Annotated in this window: 14 protein-coding genes; 8 read left to right on the plus strand and 6 right to left on the minus strand. The window is 65.6% G+C overall.

Annotation, left to right across the window (positions count from 1 at the left end):
- Window positions 1-32: 32 nt before the first annotated feature.
- From FGU64_RS18460 to FGU64_RS18485, 6 genes are all read left to right on the plus strand, one after another.
- Window positions 33-944, plus strand: a complete 912-nt coding sequence (locus tag FGU64_RS18460) for a LysR family transcriptional regulator (protein ID WP_139955442.1) — start codon at window positions 33-35, stop codon at window positions 942-944.
- Between the two features lie 133 nt (window positions 945-1,077).
- Window positions 1,078-2,238, plus strand: a complete 1,161-nt coding sequence (locus FGU64_RS18465) for an ABC transporter substrate-binding protein (RefSeq protein ID WP_139954494.1) — start codon at window positions 1,078-1,080, stop codon at window positions 2,236-2,238.
- Between the two features lie 155 nt (window positions 2,239-2,393).
- On the plus strand, window positions 2,394-3,401 hold the full coding sequence (locus FGU64_RS18470) for an ABC transporter ATP-binding protein (protein WP_139954495.1): 1,008 nt from the start codon (window positions 2,394-2,396) through the stop codon (window positions 3,399-3,401).
- A 59-nt stretch (window positions 3,402-3,460) separates the two neighbouring features.
- Window positions 3,461-4,366, plus strand: coding sequence for an ABC transporter permease (locus tag FGU64_RS18475; protein ID WP_180375730.1), 906 nt, complete (start codon window positions 3,461-3,463; stop codon window positions 4,364-4,366).
- Window positions 4,356-5,171, plus strand: coding sequence for an ABC transporter permease (locus FGU64_RS18480; RefSeq protein WP_139954496.1), 816 nt, complete (start codon window positions 4,356-4,358; stop codon window positions 5,169-5,171). Before FGU64_RS18475 ends, FGU64_RS18480 begins: the two co-directional genes overlap by 11 nt.
- A gap of 26 nt (window positions 5,172-5,197) precedes the next feature.
- The gene (locus FGU64_RS18485) at window positions 5,198-6,625 is read left to right on the plus strand and encodes a gamma-aminobutyraldehyde dehydrogenase (protein WP_139954497.1); all 1,428 of its coding nucleotides are present in this window, start codon (window positions 5,198-5,200) and stop codon (window positions 6,623-6,625) included.
- Window positions 6,626-6,764: 139 nt separating this feature from the next.
- Here FGU64_RS18485 and FGU64_RS18490 read toward each other — a convergent pair whose 3' ends face one another.
- The 6 genes from FGU64_RS18490 to FGU64_RS18515 form a co-directional block, all read right to left on the minus strand.
- Entirely contained in the window at window positions 6,765-7,058 is a 294-nt protein-coding gene (locus FGU64_RS18490; RefSeq protein WP_139954498.1) for a formate dehydrogenase subunit delta, read from the minus strand.
- Window positions 7,048-7,818, minus strand: coding sequence for a formate dehydrogenase accessory sulfurtransferase FdhD (gene fdhD / locus FGU64_RS18495; protein ID WP_246671369.1), 771 nt, complete (start codon window positions 7,816-7,818; stop codon window positions 7,048-7,050). The genes FGU64_RS18490 and fdhD overlap by 11 nt, the downstream gene beginning before the upstream one ends.
- Window positions 7,819-7,875: 57 nt before the next feature.
- Window positions 7,876-10,791: a formate dehydrogenase subunit alpha gene (gene fdhF / locus FGU64_RS18500; RefSeq protein WP_139954500.1), complete on the minus strand. Its 2,916-nt coding sequence runs from the start codon at window positions 10,789-10,791 to the stop codon at window positions 7,876-7,878.
- Between the two features lie 10 nt (window positions 10,792-10,801).
- Window positions 10,802-12,358 (minus strand): NADH-quinone oxidoreductase subunit NuoF, encoded by a 1,557-nt coding sequence (locus tag FGU64_RS18505; protein ID WP_139954501.1) that lies wholly within the window; start codon window positions 12,356-12,358, stop codon window positions 10,802-10,804.
- Window positions 12,355-12,834, minus strand: coding sequence for a formate dehydrogenase subunit gamma (locus FGU64_RS18510; RefSeq protein ID WP_139954502.1), 480 nt, complete (start codon window positions 12,832-12,834; stop codon window positions 12,355-12,357). Before FGU64_RS18510 ends, FGU64_RS18505 begins: the two co-directional genes overlap by 4 nt.
- Window positions 12,835-12,966: 132 nt before the next feature.
- A complete protein-coding gene (locus tag FGU64_RS18515) occupies window positions 12,967-13,866 on the minus strand; it encodes a LysR family transcriptional regulator (protein WP_136360252.1) in 900 nt (299 codons plus the stop codon).
- A 141-nt stretch (window positions 13,867-14,007) separates the two neighbouring features.
- On the opposite strand from FGU64_RS18515, the gene FGU64_RS18520 reads away from it, so the two are divergent.
- Window positions 14,008-14,649, plus strand: coding sequence for a DUF47 domain-containing protein (locus tag FGU64_RS18520; protein ID WP_139954503.1), 642 nt, complete (start codon window positions 14,008-14,010; stop codon window positions 14,647-14,649).
- A gap of 6 nt (window positions 14,650-14,655) precedes the next feature.
- Complete coding sequence (locus FGU64_RS18525; RefSeq protein WP_139954504.1) at window positions 14,656-15,660, plus strand: inorganic phosphate transporter; 1,005 nt, start codon at window positions 14,656-14,658, stop codon at window positions 15,658-15,660.
- The last annotated feature ends 48 nt before the right edge of the window (window positions 15,661-15,708 follow it).

Consider the following 15,708-nt stretch of genomic DNA (forward strand, 5'->3'; position numbering starts at 1 on the left):
CCAGTGCCGCCCGCACCGTGTTTATTCGGTGCATGGCCTTCACCATCCGCCAGCTCCAGTTCTTCGTCGCTGTCGCCGAGCAGGGCACGGTGTCGCGCGCGGCACAGAACCTGTCGATCTCGCAGTCCTCGGTGACGGAGGCGATCAAGGAATTGGAGGGCGACCTTGGCGTCGAACTGTTCGAGCGCCATCCGCGCGGCCTGTCGATTACCCACAAGGGCCATCAGTTCCTGCGCCATGCCACCAAGATCCTGGCCGACGTTTCGGACGCCCGCCGTGCCTTCCTCGATGCGCCTGCGGCGACCGGCGGCAGGCTGCAACTCGGCGTGACCTCGCTGGTCGCCGGCTACGTGCTCTCCGATCTTCTCGCCCGCTACCGCCGTGCCAATCCCGGCGTCGAGGTCTCGGCGATCGAGGACAATGGCGACTACCTTGAGCACCTGCTGGTCGGAGGCAAGCTCGACATCGCCGTCATGGTGACCTCCAACCTGCGCGACCGCATGGCCTTGCAGTCCGAGATCCTGGAGGTGTCGGCCTACCGGCTGTGGCTGCCGCTCAGCCACCGGCTGACGACGACGGAAATCATCGGCATCGGCGATCTCGCAGGCGAGCCGCTCATCATGCTTACCGTCGATGAGACGGAGGAAAACACCGGCAAGCTGCTCGCAGCCATCGGCACCAGACCGAACGTCGCCTTCCGCACCCGTTCGGTCGAGGCCGTTCGCAGCCTCGTCGCCACGGGGGCCGGGGTGGCGCTGCTGCCCGACCTCGTCTACCGGCCGTGGTCGCTGGAAGGTGACCGCATCGAGCAGCGCGACGTGTCCGGCTCGTTGCCGGTGGTCCAGGTCGGCATGGTCTGGCGGCGCGGCTCCGGCCTGCCGCAGGCAGCGCGCGACTTTATCGGTCTTGCTCAAGCGCAGCGCACGGTGCGGCAGCGCCCATAACCGATACCTATCGGTAAAACCGATATCGGCGTTCTGATAAATGAATTTGCGAAACCGGGATTTTCGCGACACCTTCTCTCCAAGGGATCAAAGCCGCCGCTGGAGTGTGGCCCCTTTGAATGGGAGGATGACAATGAATTCATTCCTGAAGTCCTGCACAGCCTTGACCGTCGCGCTGACCTTCGCCGGTCAGGCTGTCGCGCAGGAGGCGCTGAAGGAGCTCGGCAAGGGCGAAGGTGCACTCAATATCGTTGCCTGGCCGGGCTACGTCGAACGCGGCGAGACGGACAAGGCCTACGACTGGGTGACGGATTTCGAGAAGGAAACGGGCTGCAAGGTGACGGTCAAGACCGCCGCCACTTCCGACGAGATGGTGTCGCTGATGAACGAGGGCGGCTTCGACCTCGTCACGGCCAGCGGCGATGCCTCGCTGCGCCTCGTCGCCGGCAAGCGCGTGCAGCCGATCAACCTCGACCTGATCCCGAGCTGGAAGACGGTGGACGAGCGCCTGCAGAACGCGCCCTGGTACACGGTCGACGGCGTCCACTACGGCGTGCCCTATCAGTGGGGGCCGAACGTGCTGATGTACAATACCGAGATCTTCAAGGAAGCGCCCAAGAGCTGGAATGTCGTCTTCGAGGAGCAGACCCTGTCGGACGGCAAGTCCAACAAGGGCCGCGTGCAGGCCTATGATGGGCCGATCTACATCGCCGACGCCGCCAACTACCTGATGGCGCACAAGCCCGAGCTCGGCATCAAGGACCCTTATGAGCTGAACGAGGACCAGTACAAGGCCGCGCTCGAGCTGCTGCGCGTCCAGCGCACGCTGGTCGGCCGCTACTGGCACGACGCCGCCATCCAGGTCGACGATTTCCAGAACGAAGGCGTTGTCGCCTCCTCCTCGTGGCCGTTCCAGGTCAACACGCTGGTCGCCGCCAAACAGCCGATCGCCTCGACCGTTCCGGAAGAGGGCGCCACCGGCTGGGCCGACACCACCATGATGGAGGCCGACGCCGCGCATCCGAACTGCGCCTATATGTGGATCGAGCATTCGCTGAAGCCGAAGGTGCAGGGCGACCTCGCCGCATGGTTCGGCTCGGTGCCGGTCGTGCCCGCCGCCTGCAAGGGCAATGAGCTCCTGACCGACGAGGGCTGCAAGACCAACGGCTTCGAGAACTTCGACAAGATCAAGTTCTGGAAGACGCCGACCTCCAAATGCGCCACCCAGGGCGACCAGTGCGTGCCCTACTACCGCTGGGTGTCGGATTACATCGGCGTCATCGGCGGACGGTAAATGCCTGTCCTTCCCCTCCTGGGGGAAGGATGCCGCGCGAGGTGGGGACGGATGAGCTCCTCCCCTTTCCATCCCCACCCGCGCCTGCGGCGTGACTTCCTCCGTAGAGGAGGCGGCGTCCCCGCTCTCGATCGTAAATCTGAGGCGACAGCACGATGACTCCAGCCGTTTCCTTCCAGGGCGTATCCCGCCATTTCGGCGCGGTGAAAGCCGTCGACGCGCTTTCCCTCGACATCCAGCCTGGTGAGTTCTTCGCCATGCTGGGGCCGTCCGGCTCCGGCAAGACGACCTGTCTCAGGCTCATCGCCGGCTTCGAGCAGCCCACCGCAGGATCCATTTCCATCTTCGGCGAGCGTGCCGAGGGCGTTCCGCCCTATCGCCGCAACGTCAACACCGTCTTCCAGGACTACGCGCTGTTCCCGCATCTCAATGTGCTCGACAACGTCGCCTACGGCCTGATGGTCAGGGGCGTTGGTAAGGCGCAGCGCCACAAGGCGGCTGAGGAGGCGCTCGCTCTTGTGCGCCTGCCCGGCTATGGCGCCCGCCGGCCCGGCCAGCTGTCCGGCGGCCAGCGCCAGCGCGTCGCGCTTGCCCGTGCGCTCGTCAACCAGCCCAAGGTGCTGTTGCTGGACGAGCCGCTCGGCGCGCTCGATCTCAAGCTGCGCGAGGACATGCAGGAGGAGCTGAAATCCCTGCAGAAGGCGCTCGGCATCACCTTCGTCTTCGTCACCCACGACCAGGGCGAGGCGCTTTCCATGGCCGATCGCGTCGCCGTCTTCAACGAGGGTCGCATCGCCCAGGTCGGCGCGCCGCAGGACATCTACCAGAAGCCGGCGACCCGCTTCGTCGCCGATTTCGTCGGCTCGTCCAATGTCCTGCCGCCGGATTTCGTCCAGCGCTGGTCCGGCCAGAAACGCTGGGGATCGCTGCGGCCGGAAGCGATCCGGGTCAACCTCGGCGGCGGCGCCAAGGGGAATGAGGGCGTGGCGGCGCGCCTCGTCGCCACCAACTACCTCGGGGCCACCACGAGGCTGGCGCTCGATGCCGACGGTCTGCGGCTGCATGCCACCGTGCCGGCCGGGTCGGCGCTGCCTCGGGAAGGCGAGCAGGTGACGCTCTCCTTCAACCGCGAGAGCCTGCACCTGATGGAGGAAGGTGCGTGAGCGTGCAGGCGACCCTGCCGACGCGGCAAGCTCCCGCCGTGCTGCCTTCGTCGGGCGGCATGCGCGGCGCGCTGTCCGACCTGTTCTGGCGACGGCCGCGCGTCCTGCTGCTGCTGATGCTGGCGCCGCCGCTGTTGTGGCTGGGCATCGTCTATATCGGCTCGCTGATCGCCCTGCTTTTGCAGAGCTTCTTTTCGATCGACGAGTTTTCCGGCCTCATCAACCGGCAGTTCACGCTGAAAACCTACGGCGACCTGTTGCAGGCCGCCAATCTCGACATCATCCTGCGCACGGTGACGATGGCAGCCCTTGTGACGCTGGCCTCGGCGGCCATCGCCTTCCCCATCGCCTACTACGCGGCGCGCTATGCGCGCGGCCGCTGGAAGGCCTTGTTCTACCTCGCCGTCATGCTGCCCCTGTGGTCGAGCTATCTCGTCAAGGTCTATGCCTGGAAGCTGATCCTCGCCAAGGAAGGTATTCTCACCTGGCTGTTGGCCAAGGTGCATCTCGGCTGGCTGCTCGACGGCTGGCTGGCGCTGCCCTATGTCGGCGGCTCCTCGCTCTCGGTCTCGGCCACCGGCACCTTCATCGCCTTCGTCTATGTCTGGCTGCCCTTCATGATCCTGCCGGTGCAGGCCTCACTCGAGCGCGTGCCGACGAACCTCATCGAGGCATCGTCCGACCTCGGCGCCTCGCCCGGCCAGACGTTCCGCAACGTGCTGTTCCCGCTGGCGCTGCCGGGCATCGTCGCCGGCTCCATTTTCACCTTCTCGCTGACGCTCGGCGACTACATCATCCCGCAGATCATCGGCACCTCGCGCCTGTTCATCGGCCAGGCCGTCTACGCCCAGCAGGGCACCGCCGGCAACATCCCCCTTGCCGCCGCCTTCGCCGTCGTGCCGATCGTCATCATGGGCTTCTATCTCTGGGGCGCCAAGAAGCTGGGGGCCTTCGATGCGCTCTGACCGCAACCAGGCAGCACCCCTGCCGCTGAAGATCGCCGCCGCCTGTGGGCTGCTCTTCCTGCACCTGCCGATCCTGCTGATCTTCGTCTACGCCTTCACGACCGAGGAAAAGACCTTCCAGTGGCCGCTGCCGGGCTTCACGCTGCAATGGTTCGGTGTCACCTGGAACCGGCCGGACGTCTGGTCGGCCCTGTCGCTCTCCGTGCGCGTCGCCGCCATCTCGACGCTGATCGCGCTGGTTTTGGGCACGCTGTGCTCGGCCGCCGTGTCCCGCTCGAAATTCTTCGGCCGCGAGACGATTTCGCTGCTGGTCATCCTGCCCATCGCGCTGCCCGGCATCATCACCGGCATCGCGCTGCGCTCGGCTTTTTCGCTGACCGACATTCCCTTCTCTTTCTGGACGATCGTGCTCGGCCACGCCACCTTCTGCGTGGTGGTGGTCTACAACAACGCCGTCGCCCGCTTCCGCCGCACCTCCGGCTCGATGATCGAGGCGTCCTACGATCTCGGCGCCGACGGCTTCCAGACCTTTCGGCATGTCGTGCTGCCCAACATCGCCACCGCCCTTCTGGCCGGCGGGATGCTCGCCTTCGCGCTGTCCTTCGATGAGGTCATCGTCACCACCTTCACCGCCGGACAGCAGCAGACGGTGCCGATCTGGATGCTGGAGGAACTGATCCGCCCGCGCCAGCGCCCGGTCACCAATGTCGTGGCCATGGTAGTGGTGATGGTGACGTTCCTGCCCATCCTGCTGGCCTACTACCTCACCCGCGACGGCGACCAGATCGCCGGGTCGGGAAAATGAATCCCAAATCATCACGGGAGTTCCCCATGCACACCGAAATGCTGATCGGCGCGAAGTTCGAGAAAGGCACCGAGGCCGGCGAGCCGGTGCTCAATCCGAAGACCGGCGCCACCATCCTCGAGCTGCCCGAGGCCAACCCGGCGCAGATCGAGGCGGCGGTGGCGGCTGCCGAAAAGGCGTTCGCGGGCTGGTCGCGCACCACGCCGGCCGAGCGGTCGGCATGCCTCCTGAAGATCGCCGACCGCATCGAGGCGGACGCCGCTGAGTTCGCTCGGCTGGAAGCGTTGAATTGCGGCAAGCCGATCAATTCGGTGTTGAATGACGAGATCCCGGCCATCGTCGATTGCTGGCGCTTTTTCGCCGGCGCGGTGCGCACCATGCCGGGGCAGGTGGCAGGCGAATACCTGCCCGGCCACACCTCGATGATCCGCCGCGATCCGGTCGGCGTCGTCGCCTCCATCGCGCCGTGGAACTATCCGCTGATGATGATGGCCTGGAAGCTGGCACCGGCGATCGCCGGCGGCAACACCGTCGTCTTCAAGCCGTCCGAACAGACGCCGCTGACGGCGCTGAAACTGGCGCGCGTCCTGGCGGACGTACTGCCGGAAGGCGTCGTCAACGTCGTGCTGGGCCGCGGCGACAGCGTCGGCAGCCCGCTGATCAACCACGTAAAAGTCAACATGATTTCGATCACCGGCGACGTCGCCACCGGCAAGAAGGTGCTGCAGGCGGCCGCCAAGTCGGTCAAGCGCACGCATCTCGAACTCGGCGGCAAGGCGCCGGTCGTCGTCTTCGACGACGCCGATCTCGACGCGGTGGTCACCGGCCTGCGCGCCTTCGGCTATTACAATGCCGGGCAGGATTGCACCGCCGCCTGCCGCATCTATGCCGGCAGGAAGATTTATGACAGGCTGGTCGCCGATCTGTCGTCCGCCGTCTCGACCATCAGGTACAACCGCCCGGACGACACCGAAAACGAGATCGGCCCGCTGATTTCCCGGCGCCAGCGCGATCGTGTCTCGAGCTTCGTCGAGCGCGCCTCGGAACTGAAACACATCGAAATCACCACCGGCGGCAGGCCGGGCGAGGGATCGGGCTTCTTCTACCAGCCGACCGTCGTGGCGGGCGCCTTGCAGGAAGACGAGATCGTGCGCCGCGAGGTGTTCGGCCCCGTCGTCTCCGTCACCCGTTTCTCGGACGCGGACGAGGCGGTCGCCTGGGCCAACGACAGCGACTACGGCCTCGCCTCATCGGTGTGGACGAAGGATATCGCGCGCGCCATGGCGACGGCCGCGCGCCTGCAATATGGCTGCACCTGGATCAACACGCACTTCATGCTTTGCAACGAGATGCCGCATGGTGGGCTGAAACAGTCCGGCTACGGCAAGGACATGTCGCTCTACGCGCTGGAGGATTATACGGCGGTGCGGCACGTTATGATTGCGCATTCATAGTTTTCCTCGCCCCGTTTGCGGGGAAAGGATGCCGGCAGGCAGGTGAGGGGCGGTGCCGACTTTGTGAATATTCACGCAGCCCCTCATCCGCCCTTTGGGCACCTTCTCCCCGCAACCGGGGAGAAGGAAGAAGCCGCTCTTACCCGACCGCCTTGGCCTTTGCCGGCAACGGCGGCGGGCCGTCCAGTGGCGCCGGCGGGCGCCTGATGCTCGGCGCGGCTTTCAGCACGAACTCGTCGAAGCCGGGCGTGCCGCCGTCGATCATCTCGAAGAACTGCCGCCGCATGCGCGGCTCCCAGAACTTGTTGATGTGCTCGGCTACGCCGGCAATGCCTTCCTCGCGCGGCTTGGAGTGGAAGAAGGTGGCGATCTGGTTGGCCATGACCATCAGCTTTTCCTTGGTGGTCGGTCCCGACCCGTGATCATGCGACATGCTTGGCTGCTCCCCTCGTCACCCGCTCGGGGTGGGTAAAAACGTCGAAATCGTCGCCGCGCACCAGCGCGACCAGCGTCATGCCGGCCTCGTCGGCGGTCCGGATGGCAAGCGCGGTCGGCGCCGACACTGCAACGATCGCCGGCGATCCGATCGCCGCAGTCTTCTGCACCATCTCGACCGAGACGCGGCTGGTCACCACCACCGCTCCGGAAGCGCCGCCGATGCCGGCTTTGGCCAGAGCGCCGGCCAGCTTGTCCAGCGCGTTGTGGCGGCCGACATCCTCGCGCGCCGCGACGATGCCTTTGCCCGGCACGTAGAAGCCGGCGGCATGCACCGCGCCGGTCTCGGCATGCAGCGGCTGTTGCATCGCCAGCAACCGCACCGCGCCGGTGATGTCCTCCGGCGTCAATTTCAATTTCGAGGCGCCGACGGCGTCGACCGAGCGCATCGCCTCGTCGATCGATTCGATGCCGCACAGACCGCAACCCACCGGCCCGGCCAGCCTGCGCCGGCGCGCCTCGAAGCGCGTGTTGGCGCTGTCTTTCAGCCTGATCTGGATGTCGATGCCGGCGCCGAGGTCCTGCACCTCGATGGCCTCGATCTCGTCAGGTGACCCGACGATGCCTTCGGTCAGCGAGAAACCGAGGGCGAAATCCTCGAAATCGGCCGGCGAGGCCATCATCACCGCATGCGTCGTGCCGGCATAGGAGAACGCCACCGGCGTCTCCTCCGGAACGTTGCGCGGCGCGCTCGCCATGCCGCTGGCGCGGCGGGCGAGCCGCGACGTGGAGGTGATGGCGGGGCGGGTCAAAACCTACTCCGCCGCTTCGAGATGGCCTTTGATGCGCCGCGTCTTCTTCGACAGGTCTTCGTAGTCGCGCTGCCATTCCGTCGGCCCGTTCGACGGCCCGACCTGCACGGCGGTCACCTTGTATTCGGGGCAGTTGGTCGCCCAGTCGGTCGCTTCGGTCGTCACCACGTTGGCCTGCGTGTCCGGATGGTGGAAGGTGGTGTAGACCACGCCCACCGCCACGCGGTCGGTGATCAGCGCGCGCAGCGTCGTCTCGCCGGAGCGCGACGCCAGCCGGACCCACTGGCCGTCATGGATGCCACGATCCTCCGCATCGTGCGGGTGGATCTCCAGCCGGTCCTCCGGGTGCCAGACGCTGTTGCCGGTCCGCCGCGTCTGCGCGCCGACATTGTACTGGGTGAGGATGCGCCCGGTGGTGAGCAGCAACGGGAAGCGCGGTCCGGACCTTTCCTCCGTGGCGACGTATTCGGTGCGCACGAAGTTGCCCTTGCCGCGCACGATGCCGTTGATGTGCATGATCGGCGTGCCGAGCGGCGCTTTCTCGTTGCACGGCCACTGGACGGAACCTTCGCGCTCCAAGAGGTCGAAGGACACGCCGGCGAAGGTCGGCGTCGTCGCCGCGATCTCGTCCATGATCTCGGATGGGTGCGTGTAGTTCCAGTCGAGCCCAAGCGCGCGCGCCAGTTCCTGCGTCGCTTCCCAGTCGGCATAGCGCGCCTTCGGCTCGATCACCTTGCGCACCAGGTTGATGCGGCGCTCGGCGTTGATGAAGGTGCCGTCCTTTTCCAGGAAAGTCGAACCGGGCAGGAACACATGGGCGTAGCGCGCCGTCTCGTTGAGGAACAGGTCGTGCACCACCACGCATTCCATCGCTGCCAGGCCGGCGGCGACGTGCTTGGAATCGGGGTCGGATTGAAGAATGTCCTCGCCCTGGATGTAGATGCCCTTGAACGAGCCGTCGGTGGCAGCGTCCAGCATGTTGTTGATGCGCAGGCCCGGCTCCTTGTCGAGCGTCACGCCCCACAGGTTTTCGTAGATTTCACGCACCGAATCGATGGCGATATGGCGATAGCCGGGGAATTCGTGCGGGAAGGACCCCATGTCGCACGAGCCCTGCACGTTGTTCTGGCCGCGCAGCGGGTTCACGCCGACGCCGTTGCGGCCGAGATTGCCCGTCGCCATGGCGAGGTTGGCGAGCCCCATCACCGCGGTCGAGCCCTGGCTGTGCTCGGTCACGCCGAGGCCGTAATAGATGGCGCCGTTGCCGCCGGTGGCGTAGAGGCGCGCCGCCTCGCGGATCGTCTCGGCGTCGACGCCGCAGATCCTGGCCGTCTCTTCCGGATTGTAGCGCGGATCGGAAACGAACTCGCACCAGTCTTCGAAGGCGCCCCAGTCGCAGCGTTCGCGGATATAGGTCTCGTTGTAGAGCTTCTCCGTGACGATGACATGCGCCAGCCCCGTCAGGATGGCGACGTTGGTGCCCGGCTTGATCGGCAGGTGGTGAATGGCCTTCACATGCGGGCTTTTCACCAGGTCGATGCGGCGCGGATCGATGACGATGATCTTGGCGCCTTCGCGCAAGCGCTTCTTCATGCGCGAGGCGAATACCGGATGCGCGTCGGTCGGGTTGGCGCCGATCAGCAGCATGACGTCCGCTTCCTCGACCGAATCGAAATCCTGCGTGCCGGCCGAGGTGCCGAGCGTGGTATTGAGGCCGTAACCGGTCGGCGAATGGCAGACGCGCGCGCAGGTATCGACGTTGTTGTTGCCGAAACCCTGCCGCACCAGTTTCTGCACAAGGTAGGTCTCCTCGTCGGTGCAGCGCGACGAGGTGATGCCTCCGATGGAGGCGCGGCCGTACTGGTACTGGATGCGGCGGAACTCGCCGGCGGCATGCGCCAGCGCTTCCTCCCAGGTCACCTCGCGCCACGGATCGGTGATCTTCTCGCGCACCATCGGCGAAAGAATCCGGTCCTTGTGCGTGGCGTAGCCATAGGCGAAGCGGCCCTTGACGCAGCTGTGGCCGTGGTTGGCCTTGCCGGCCTTGTACGGCATCATGCGCACGACCTCGTCGCCCTTCACCTCGGCCTTGAAGTTGCAGCCGACGCCGCAATAGGCGCAGGTCGTCACCACCGAACGCTCCGGCATGCCTTTTTCCAGCACCGCCTTTTCGCGCAGCGCGTCGGTCGGGCAGGCCTGCACGCAGGCACCGCAGGACACGCATTCGGATTCGACGAAGGCCTCGTTCATCGAGGCGACCATGCGACTTTCGAAGCCGCGGCCCTCGATGGTCAGCGCGAACGTGCCCTGCACGTCCTCGCAGGCGCGCACACAGCGCGAGCAGACGATGCACTGGGCCGGATCGTAGCTGAAATACGGGTTGGAATCGTCGCGCACCATGTAGTCGATGGTGAGCGATCCATGGCCTGGCGCCACGCCGTCTTCCGGCTTCACATGGTTGCGGCCCTCGACGCCATAGCGGTTCTCGGAGAGCCCGACCATTTTCGCGACATGATCGAATTCGCTGGCGCCAGTACCGGCCTTCTCGCCGAAGCCTGTCGGATGGTCGGAGACGTAGAGTTCCATGACGCCCTTGCGGATGGCGTCGAGCCGGTCGCTTGACGTATGGACCACCATGCCTTCGCCGACCGGCGTGGTGCAGGAGGCCGGCGTGCCGTTGCGGCCTTCGATCTCGACCAGGCAGACCCGGCACGAGCCGAAGGAGTCCAGCATGTCGGTGGCGCACAGCTTCGGAATCTCGACGCCCGCTTCCATCGAGGCGCGCATGATCGATGTGCCTTCCGGCACCGTGATCGAGCGGCCGTCGACGGTCAGCGTCACCGTCTTGTCAGCCTTGGATTCGGGCGTGCCGTAGTCGATCTCGGTGACGAGCGAGGAAATGTCGGCCTTGACGTTCATCGGTCCGCTCCTATTCCGCAGCGGCGCGCACGGGCGCCGGCTTGAAGTCCTCGGGGAAGTGGGTCAGCGCACTCATGACCGGATAGGGGGTGAAGCCGCCCAACGCGCACAACGACCCGAATTTCATAGTATTGCACAGGTCTGTGACGAGAGTGAGGTTCTTCTCCGGTTCGATGCCGGCGGCGATCCGGTCGATCGTTTCGGTGCCGCGCACCGCGCCGACGCGGCAGGGCGTGCACTTGCCGCAGCTTTCGACGGCGCAGAACTCCATGGCGAAACGCGCCATCTTCAGCATGTCGGCGCTGTCGTCGAAGACGGTGATGCCGGCATGGCCGATCAGCCCGTCACGCTTGGCGAACTCCTCGTAGTCGAACGGCGTGTCGAACAGGCCGCGCGGGAAATAGGCGCCCAGCGGACCGCCGACCTGCACTGCCTTCACCGGCCGGCCGCTTGCCGTGCCGCCGCCGATATCGTCGACGATTTCGCCGAGCGTCAGGCCGAAGGCGGTCTCGAACAGGCCGCCGTGCTTGACGTTGCCGGCGATCTGGATCGGGATCGTGCCGCGCGAGCGGCCCATGCCGAAGTCGCGGTAGTATTCCGCGCCCTTGTCCATGACGATCGGCACCGAGGCGAGCGAGATGACGTTGTTGATCACCGTCGGCTTGCCGAACAGGCCCTGGATGGCCGGCAGCGGCGGCTTGGCGCGCACCACGCCGCGCTTGCCCTCGAGGCTGTTCAGCAGCGAGGTTTCCTCGCCGCAGACATAGGCGCCGGCGCCGACGCGCACCTCCATGTCGAAGGCATGCGCCGAACCCAGCACCTTGACGCCGAGCACGCCCGCCTTGCGGGCTATCTCCACCGCCCTGTTCATCTTGGCGACGGCATGCGGATATTCGGAACGGATGTAGATGTAGCCCTTGGTCGCGCCGGTCGCGATGCCGGCGATGGCCATGCCCTCGATCAGCACGAAGGGATCGCCTTCCATGATCATGCGGTCGGCGAAGGTGGCCGAATCGCCCTCGTCGGCGTTGCAGACGATGTATTTCTGGTCAGCCGCCGTATCGAGCACGGTCTTCCACTTGATCCCGGTCGGGAAGCCGGCGCCGCCGCGTCCGCGCAGGCCTGAATCCGTCACCTGTTTGACGATGTCGGCCGGCTGCATGGCGATCGCCTTGCGCAGGCCTTTCAAGCCGCCGTGGCGTTCGTAGGCGTCCAGCGACAGGGGGTCGGTGATGCCGCAGCGCGCGAAGGTCAGTCGCGTCTGCTTGGCCAGGAACGGAATCTTGGCCGGATCGCCCAGCCAGCGCTTGTGATGGCTGCCCTTCAGGAAGCCGCTGTCGAACAGGCCCTTGACGTCGGAGACCTTGACCGGACCGTAGGCAACGCGGCCCGCGTCGCAGGCGACCTCGACCATCGGTTCGAGGAAATAGGCTCCGCGCGAGCCGTTGCGCACGATCTTGGCCTCGATGCCGCGCTCCTTGAGCTCCTTCTCGATGGCCTTGGCGACTTTTTCGGCGCCGAGCGCCAGCGCGCCCGAATCGTCGGGAATGAAAATGCGGGGGATCATGAGCGCACCGCCTCGACGATCTCGTCGATCTTTTCGTTGTCCAGCCGGCCGATCACTTCGCCGTCGAGCATGGCGGAAGGGGAGCAGGCGCACAGGCCGAGGCAATAGACCGGTTCCAGTGTCACCGAGCCGTCCTTCGCCGTCTCATGGAAATCGATGCCGAGCAGTTGCTTGATCCGCGCCGTCGTCGTGTCCGAGCCCATCGACTGGCAGGCTTCCGCCTGGCACACCTTCAGCACATGCCGGCCGCCGGGTTCCTTGCGGTAGTCGTGATAGAAGGAGGCGACGCCGTGCACTTCGGCGCGCGACAGGTTCAGCTCGTCCGCGATGACGCGCAGCGCCTCCTGCGGGACATAGCCGAATTCGCCCTGGACGCCGTGCAGGATCGGCAGCAGCGGCCCTTCCAGCGCCTTGAATTCCTGGATGATCGACGCCGTGCGCGCCGCTATTTCGGTACTTGCAGGCTGCACAGCCATGCAGCGCCCTCCCTGTCGTCGCGGTCTACCCGCTAAGTCCTTAAGAAACCGGAGCAAACCGGCGGAATCAATAGCGTTGTCCCGTTGCTTGATAGAAATTTCCTATCAATCCGTCGTTGTAACCCTTTTAGATCAACGCTCCTGCCTGAAATCGCTTGCCAGCGTCATTGCCTCGTCCAACAGCGCCGACACCAGCGGCGTCTGCGGCTGTCGCGGGGCAGCCACCAGGCCGACCGTGTGGCGGGCATCCGGATCGACGATTGGAATGGACCGGATGGGTTCGGAAAAGCCGAACGTTTCCGTGAGGTTGAGCGGCATGATCGACGACCATTTGCCGGTCCTGATGTGCGAGAACAGCACGATCATCGAATTCGATTCGAGCGTCGGCCGCACCTGCACGCCGGCTTCAGCGAGGTGCTGGTCGATGATGCGCCGGTTCTGCATGTCGGGGGTGAGCAGGCAGAGCGGCAGCCGGCTGACCTCGGCCCATGACACATGGTCGCGGTCGGAGTAGGGCGTGCCGACGGCCGTGATGAGCTGGTAGCGCTCGTTGTAGAGCGGTACGCTTGCCACCCGCCCCAGCGGCTCGTTGTCGAGATAGGTGATGCCGGCATCGATGTCGAAATTGCCGAGCAGGGTGAGCACCTCGATAGAGGTTCTCGATAGGATCGAAAAGGTGACGCCGGGATGCTTCTCGCGGAACGGCGTCGTCAGCCTTGCCACCATGGCGAGCGCGGTCGGGATGGCTGCGATACGGATATGGCCGGTGAGGCCGATCTTGGCCGCGCGCATCTCCTCCTTCATGGCGCGCGTGTCGCCGACGATGCGCCGCGCCCAGGCAAGCACCTGCGCGCCTTCCGGCGTCAGCCCCTGGAAGCGCGAGCCGCGCTTGACCAGCATGACGCCGAGCTGGTCCTCCAACTGCTTGATGCCGGCCGACAGCGTCGGCTGCGTCACCCCGCAACGCTCCGCCGCGCGGCCGAAATGTTCTTCCCTGGCCAGCGCGATGAAGAATTCCAGCTTGTCGATCATGGCCGAATCTATCATGAGGCAACCGGCCGGCCATGCCGGCATCCCCACTTTTTGCACCGGCCCCACTTTTTGCACCAGTTTGTATTTGCGCCGCCGGCTAATCGCGTTATGGGACGCCATCGCCGCAAAGGGACGTCGGGAATGCTGGGCTGGTTTCGCAAGCTTCTGCCGCGCGAGGATCGTTTCTTCGATCTGTTCGACCGGCACGCACGCACCGTGGTCGCCGCCGCCGAGGCGCTGGAACACCTGCTTTCGGGCGAGGATGTCGAGGCCAACTGCGACAGGATCGTCACGCTGGAAAAGGAAGCCGACACCATCGCCGCCGAGGTGATGCTGGCCGTGCGGCGCTCCTTCATCACCCCCTTCGACCGCAGCGACATCCAGGACCTGATCCAGTCGATGGACGACGCCATCGACATGATGAACAAGACGGTCAAGACGGTCAGGCGGTTCGAGACGAAGGAATTCGACCCGCTGATGCGCGAGATGGGCGGCACGATCGTCGACGCGGCCCGGCTGGTCGCCAGGGCCGTGCCGCTGCTGGCCAAGGCCAATGCCAACGCGCAGCAACTGGCGACGATCGCCGAGGAGGTGACGCGCGCCGAGGAGCGGTCCGACGAATTGCACGAGCGGGGCCTGAAGGACCTGTTCCACCGCCACCGCACCGGCAACGCCATGGCCTACCTGACGGGCGCGGAGATCTACAGCCAGCTCGAAAAGGTGGTCGATCGGTTCGAGGACGTCGCCAACGAGATTTCCGGCATCGTCATCGAGAACGTGTAGCCGCCGATGGAAGCCTCGCTCGCCTTTCCGCTGCTCGTTGGGCTTGTCGCTGTCGCGCTGTTCTTCGATTTCCTCAACGGCCTGCACGACGCCGCCAATTCCATCGCCACCATCGTCTCGACGCGGGTGCTGAGGCCGCAATACGCCGTCTTCTGGGCGGCCTTCTTCAATTTCATCGCCTTCCTGTTCTTCGGCCTGCACGTCGCCGAGACCATCGGCAAGGGCATCGTCTCGGCCGAGATCGTGACGCCCGCCGTCATCTTCGCGGCGCTGACAGGGGCCATCGTGTGGAACATCCTGACCTGGTGGCTCGGCATCCCGTCTTCGTCCTCGCACGCGCTGATCGGCGGGCTGGTCGGCGCCGGCGTGGCCAAGGCCGGCACCGGCGCCATCGTCTGGGGCGGGCTGAGCAAGACGGTTGCGGCAATCGTCCTGTCGCCCGCCACCGGCTTCGTGCTGGCGTTGATCCTCATCCTTCTGGTGTCGTGGCTGTTCGTGCGGCAGACGCCGTTCGCCGTCGACAGCACCTTTCGCGTCGCGCAGTTCTTTTCCGCCTCGCTCTATTCGCTCGGCCACGGCGGCAACGATGCACAGAAGACCATGGGCATCATCGCCGTGCTGCTCTACTCGCAGGGCATGCTGGGCGACACGTTCTACGTTCCGCTGTGGGTCGTGCTGACCTGCCAGTCGGCGCTGGCGCTCGGCACGCTGTTCGGCGGCTGGCGCATCGTCCACACGATGGGTTCCAAGATCACCCGGCTCAATCCCATGCAGGGCTTCTGTGCCGAGACCGGCGGCGCCATCACCCTGTTCGGCGCGACGTGGCTCGGCATTCCCGTTTCCACCACCCACACCATCACCGGCGCCATCGTCGGCGTGGGTGCCGCACGCCGCGTTTCGGCCGTGCGCTGGGGTCTTGCCGGCAACATCGTCGTTGCCTGGGTCGTTACCCTGCCGGCCACCGCGGCCATCGCGGCGCTGACCTACTGGGTCTCGCATCTGGCCGGCTGACGGCGCGATCTGGCGCTTGCGTCCCGGCGAAAGCGGATTATGTGACTC

Origin of the sequence: Mesorhizobium sp. 8 (assembly GCF_006351905.1) — a bacterium.
Classification (GTDB): Bacteria; Pseudomonadota; Alphaproteobacteria; order Rhizobiales; family Rhizobiaceae; genus Mesorhizobium; species Mesorhizobium composti.

Coding starts and splice junctions, on each gene's coding strand:
- FGU64_RS18460 (WP_139955442.1), top strand. CDS start 33: ATGGCCTTCACCATCCGCCAGCTCCAGTTCTTCGTCGCTGTCGCCGAG.
- FGU64_RS18465 (WP_139954494.1), top strand. CDS start 1,078: ATGAATTCATTCCTGAAGTCCTGCACAGCCTTGACCGTCGCGCTGACC.
- FGU64_RS18470 (WP_139954495.1), top strand. CDS start 2,394: ATGACTCCAGCCGTTTCCTTCCAGGGCGTATCCCGCCATTTCGGCGCG.
- FGU64_RS18475 (WP_180375730.1), top strand. CDS start 3,461: ATGCGCGGCGCGCTGTCCGACCTGTTCTGGCGACGGCCGCGCGTCCTG.
- FGU64_RS18480 (WP_139954496.1), top strand. CDS start 4,356: ATGCGCTCTGACCGCAACCAGGCAGCACCCCTGCCGCTGAAGATCGCC.
- FGU64_RS18485 (WP_139954497.1), top strand. CDS start 5,198: ATGCACACCGAAATGCTGATCGGCGCGAAGTTCGAGAAAGGCACCGAG.
- FGU64_RS18490 (WP_139954498.1), bottom strand. CDS start 7,058: ATGTCGCATGATCACGGGTCGGGACCGACCACCAAGGAAAAGCTGATG.
- fdhD (WP_246671369.1), bottom strand. CDS start 7,818: ATGGCGAGCGCGCCGCGCAACGTTCCGGAGGAGACGCCGGTGGCGTTC.
- fdhF (WP_139954500.1), bottom strand. CDS start 10,791: ATGAACGTCAAGGCCGACATTTCCTCGCTCGTCACCGAGATCGACTAC.
- FGU64_RS18505 (WP_139954501.1), bottom strand. CDS start 12,358: ATGATCCCCCGCATTTTCATTCCCGACGATTCGGGCGCGCTGGCGCTC.
- FGU64_RS18510 (WP_139954502.1), bottom strand. CDS start 12,834: ATGGCTGTGCAGCCTGCAAGTACCGAAATAGCGGCGCGCACGGCGTCG.
- FGU64_RS18515 (WP_136360252.1), bottom strand. CDS start 13,866: ATGATCGACAAGCTGGAATTCTTCATCGCGCTGGCCAGGGAAGAACAT.
- FGU64_RS18520 (WP_139954503.1), top strand. CDS start 14,008: ATGCTGGGCTGGTTTCGCAAGCTTCTGCCGCGCGAGGATCGTTTCTTC.
- FGU64_RS18525 (WP_139954504.1), top strand. CDS start 14,656: ATGGAAGCCTCGCTCGCCTTTCCGCTGCTCGTTGGGCTTGTCGCTGTC.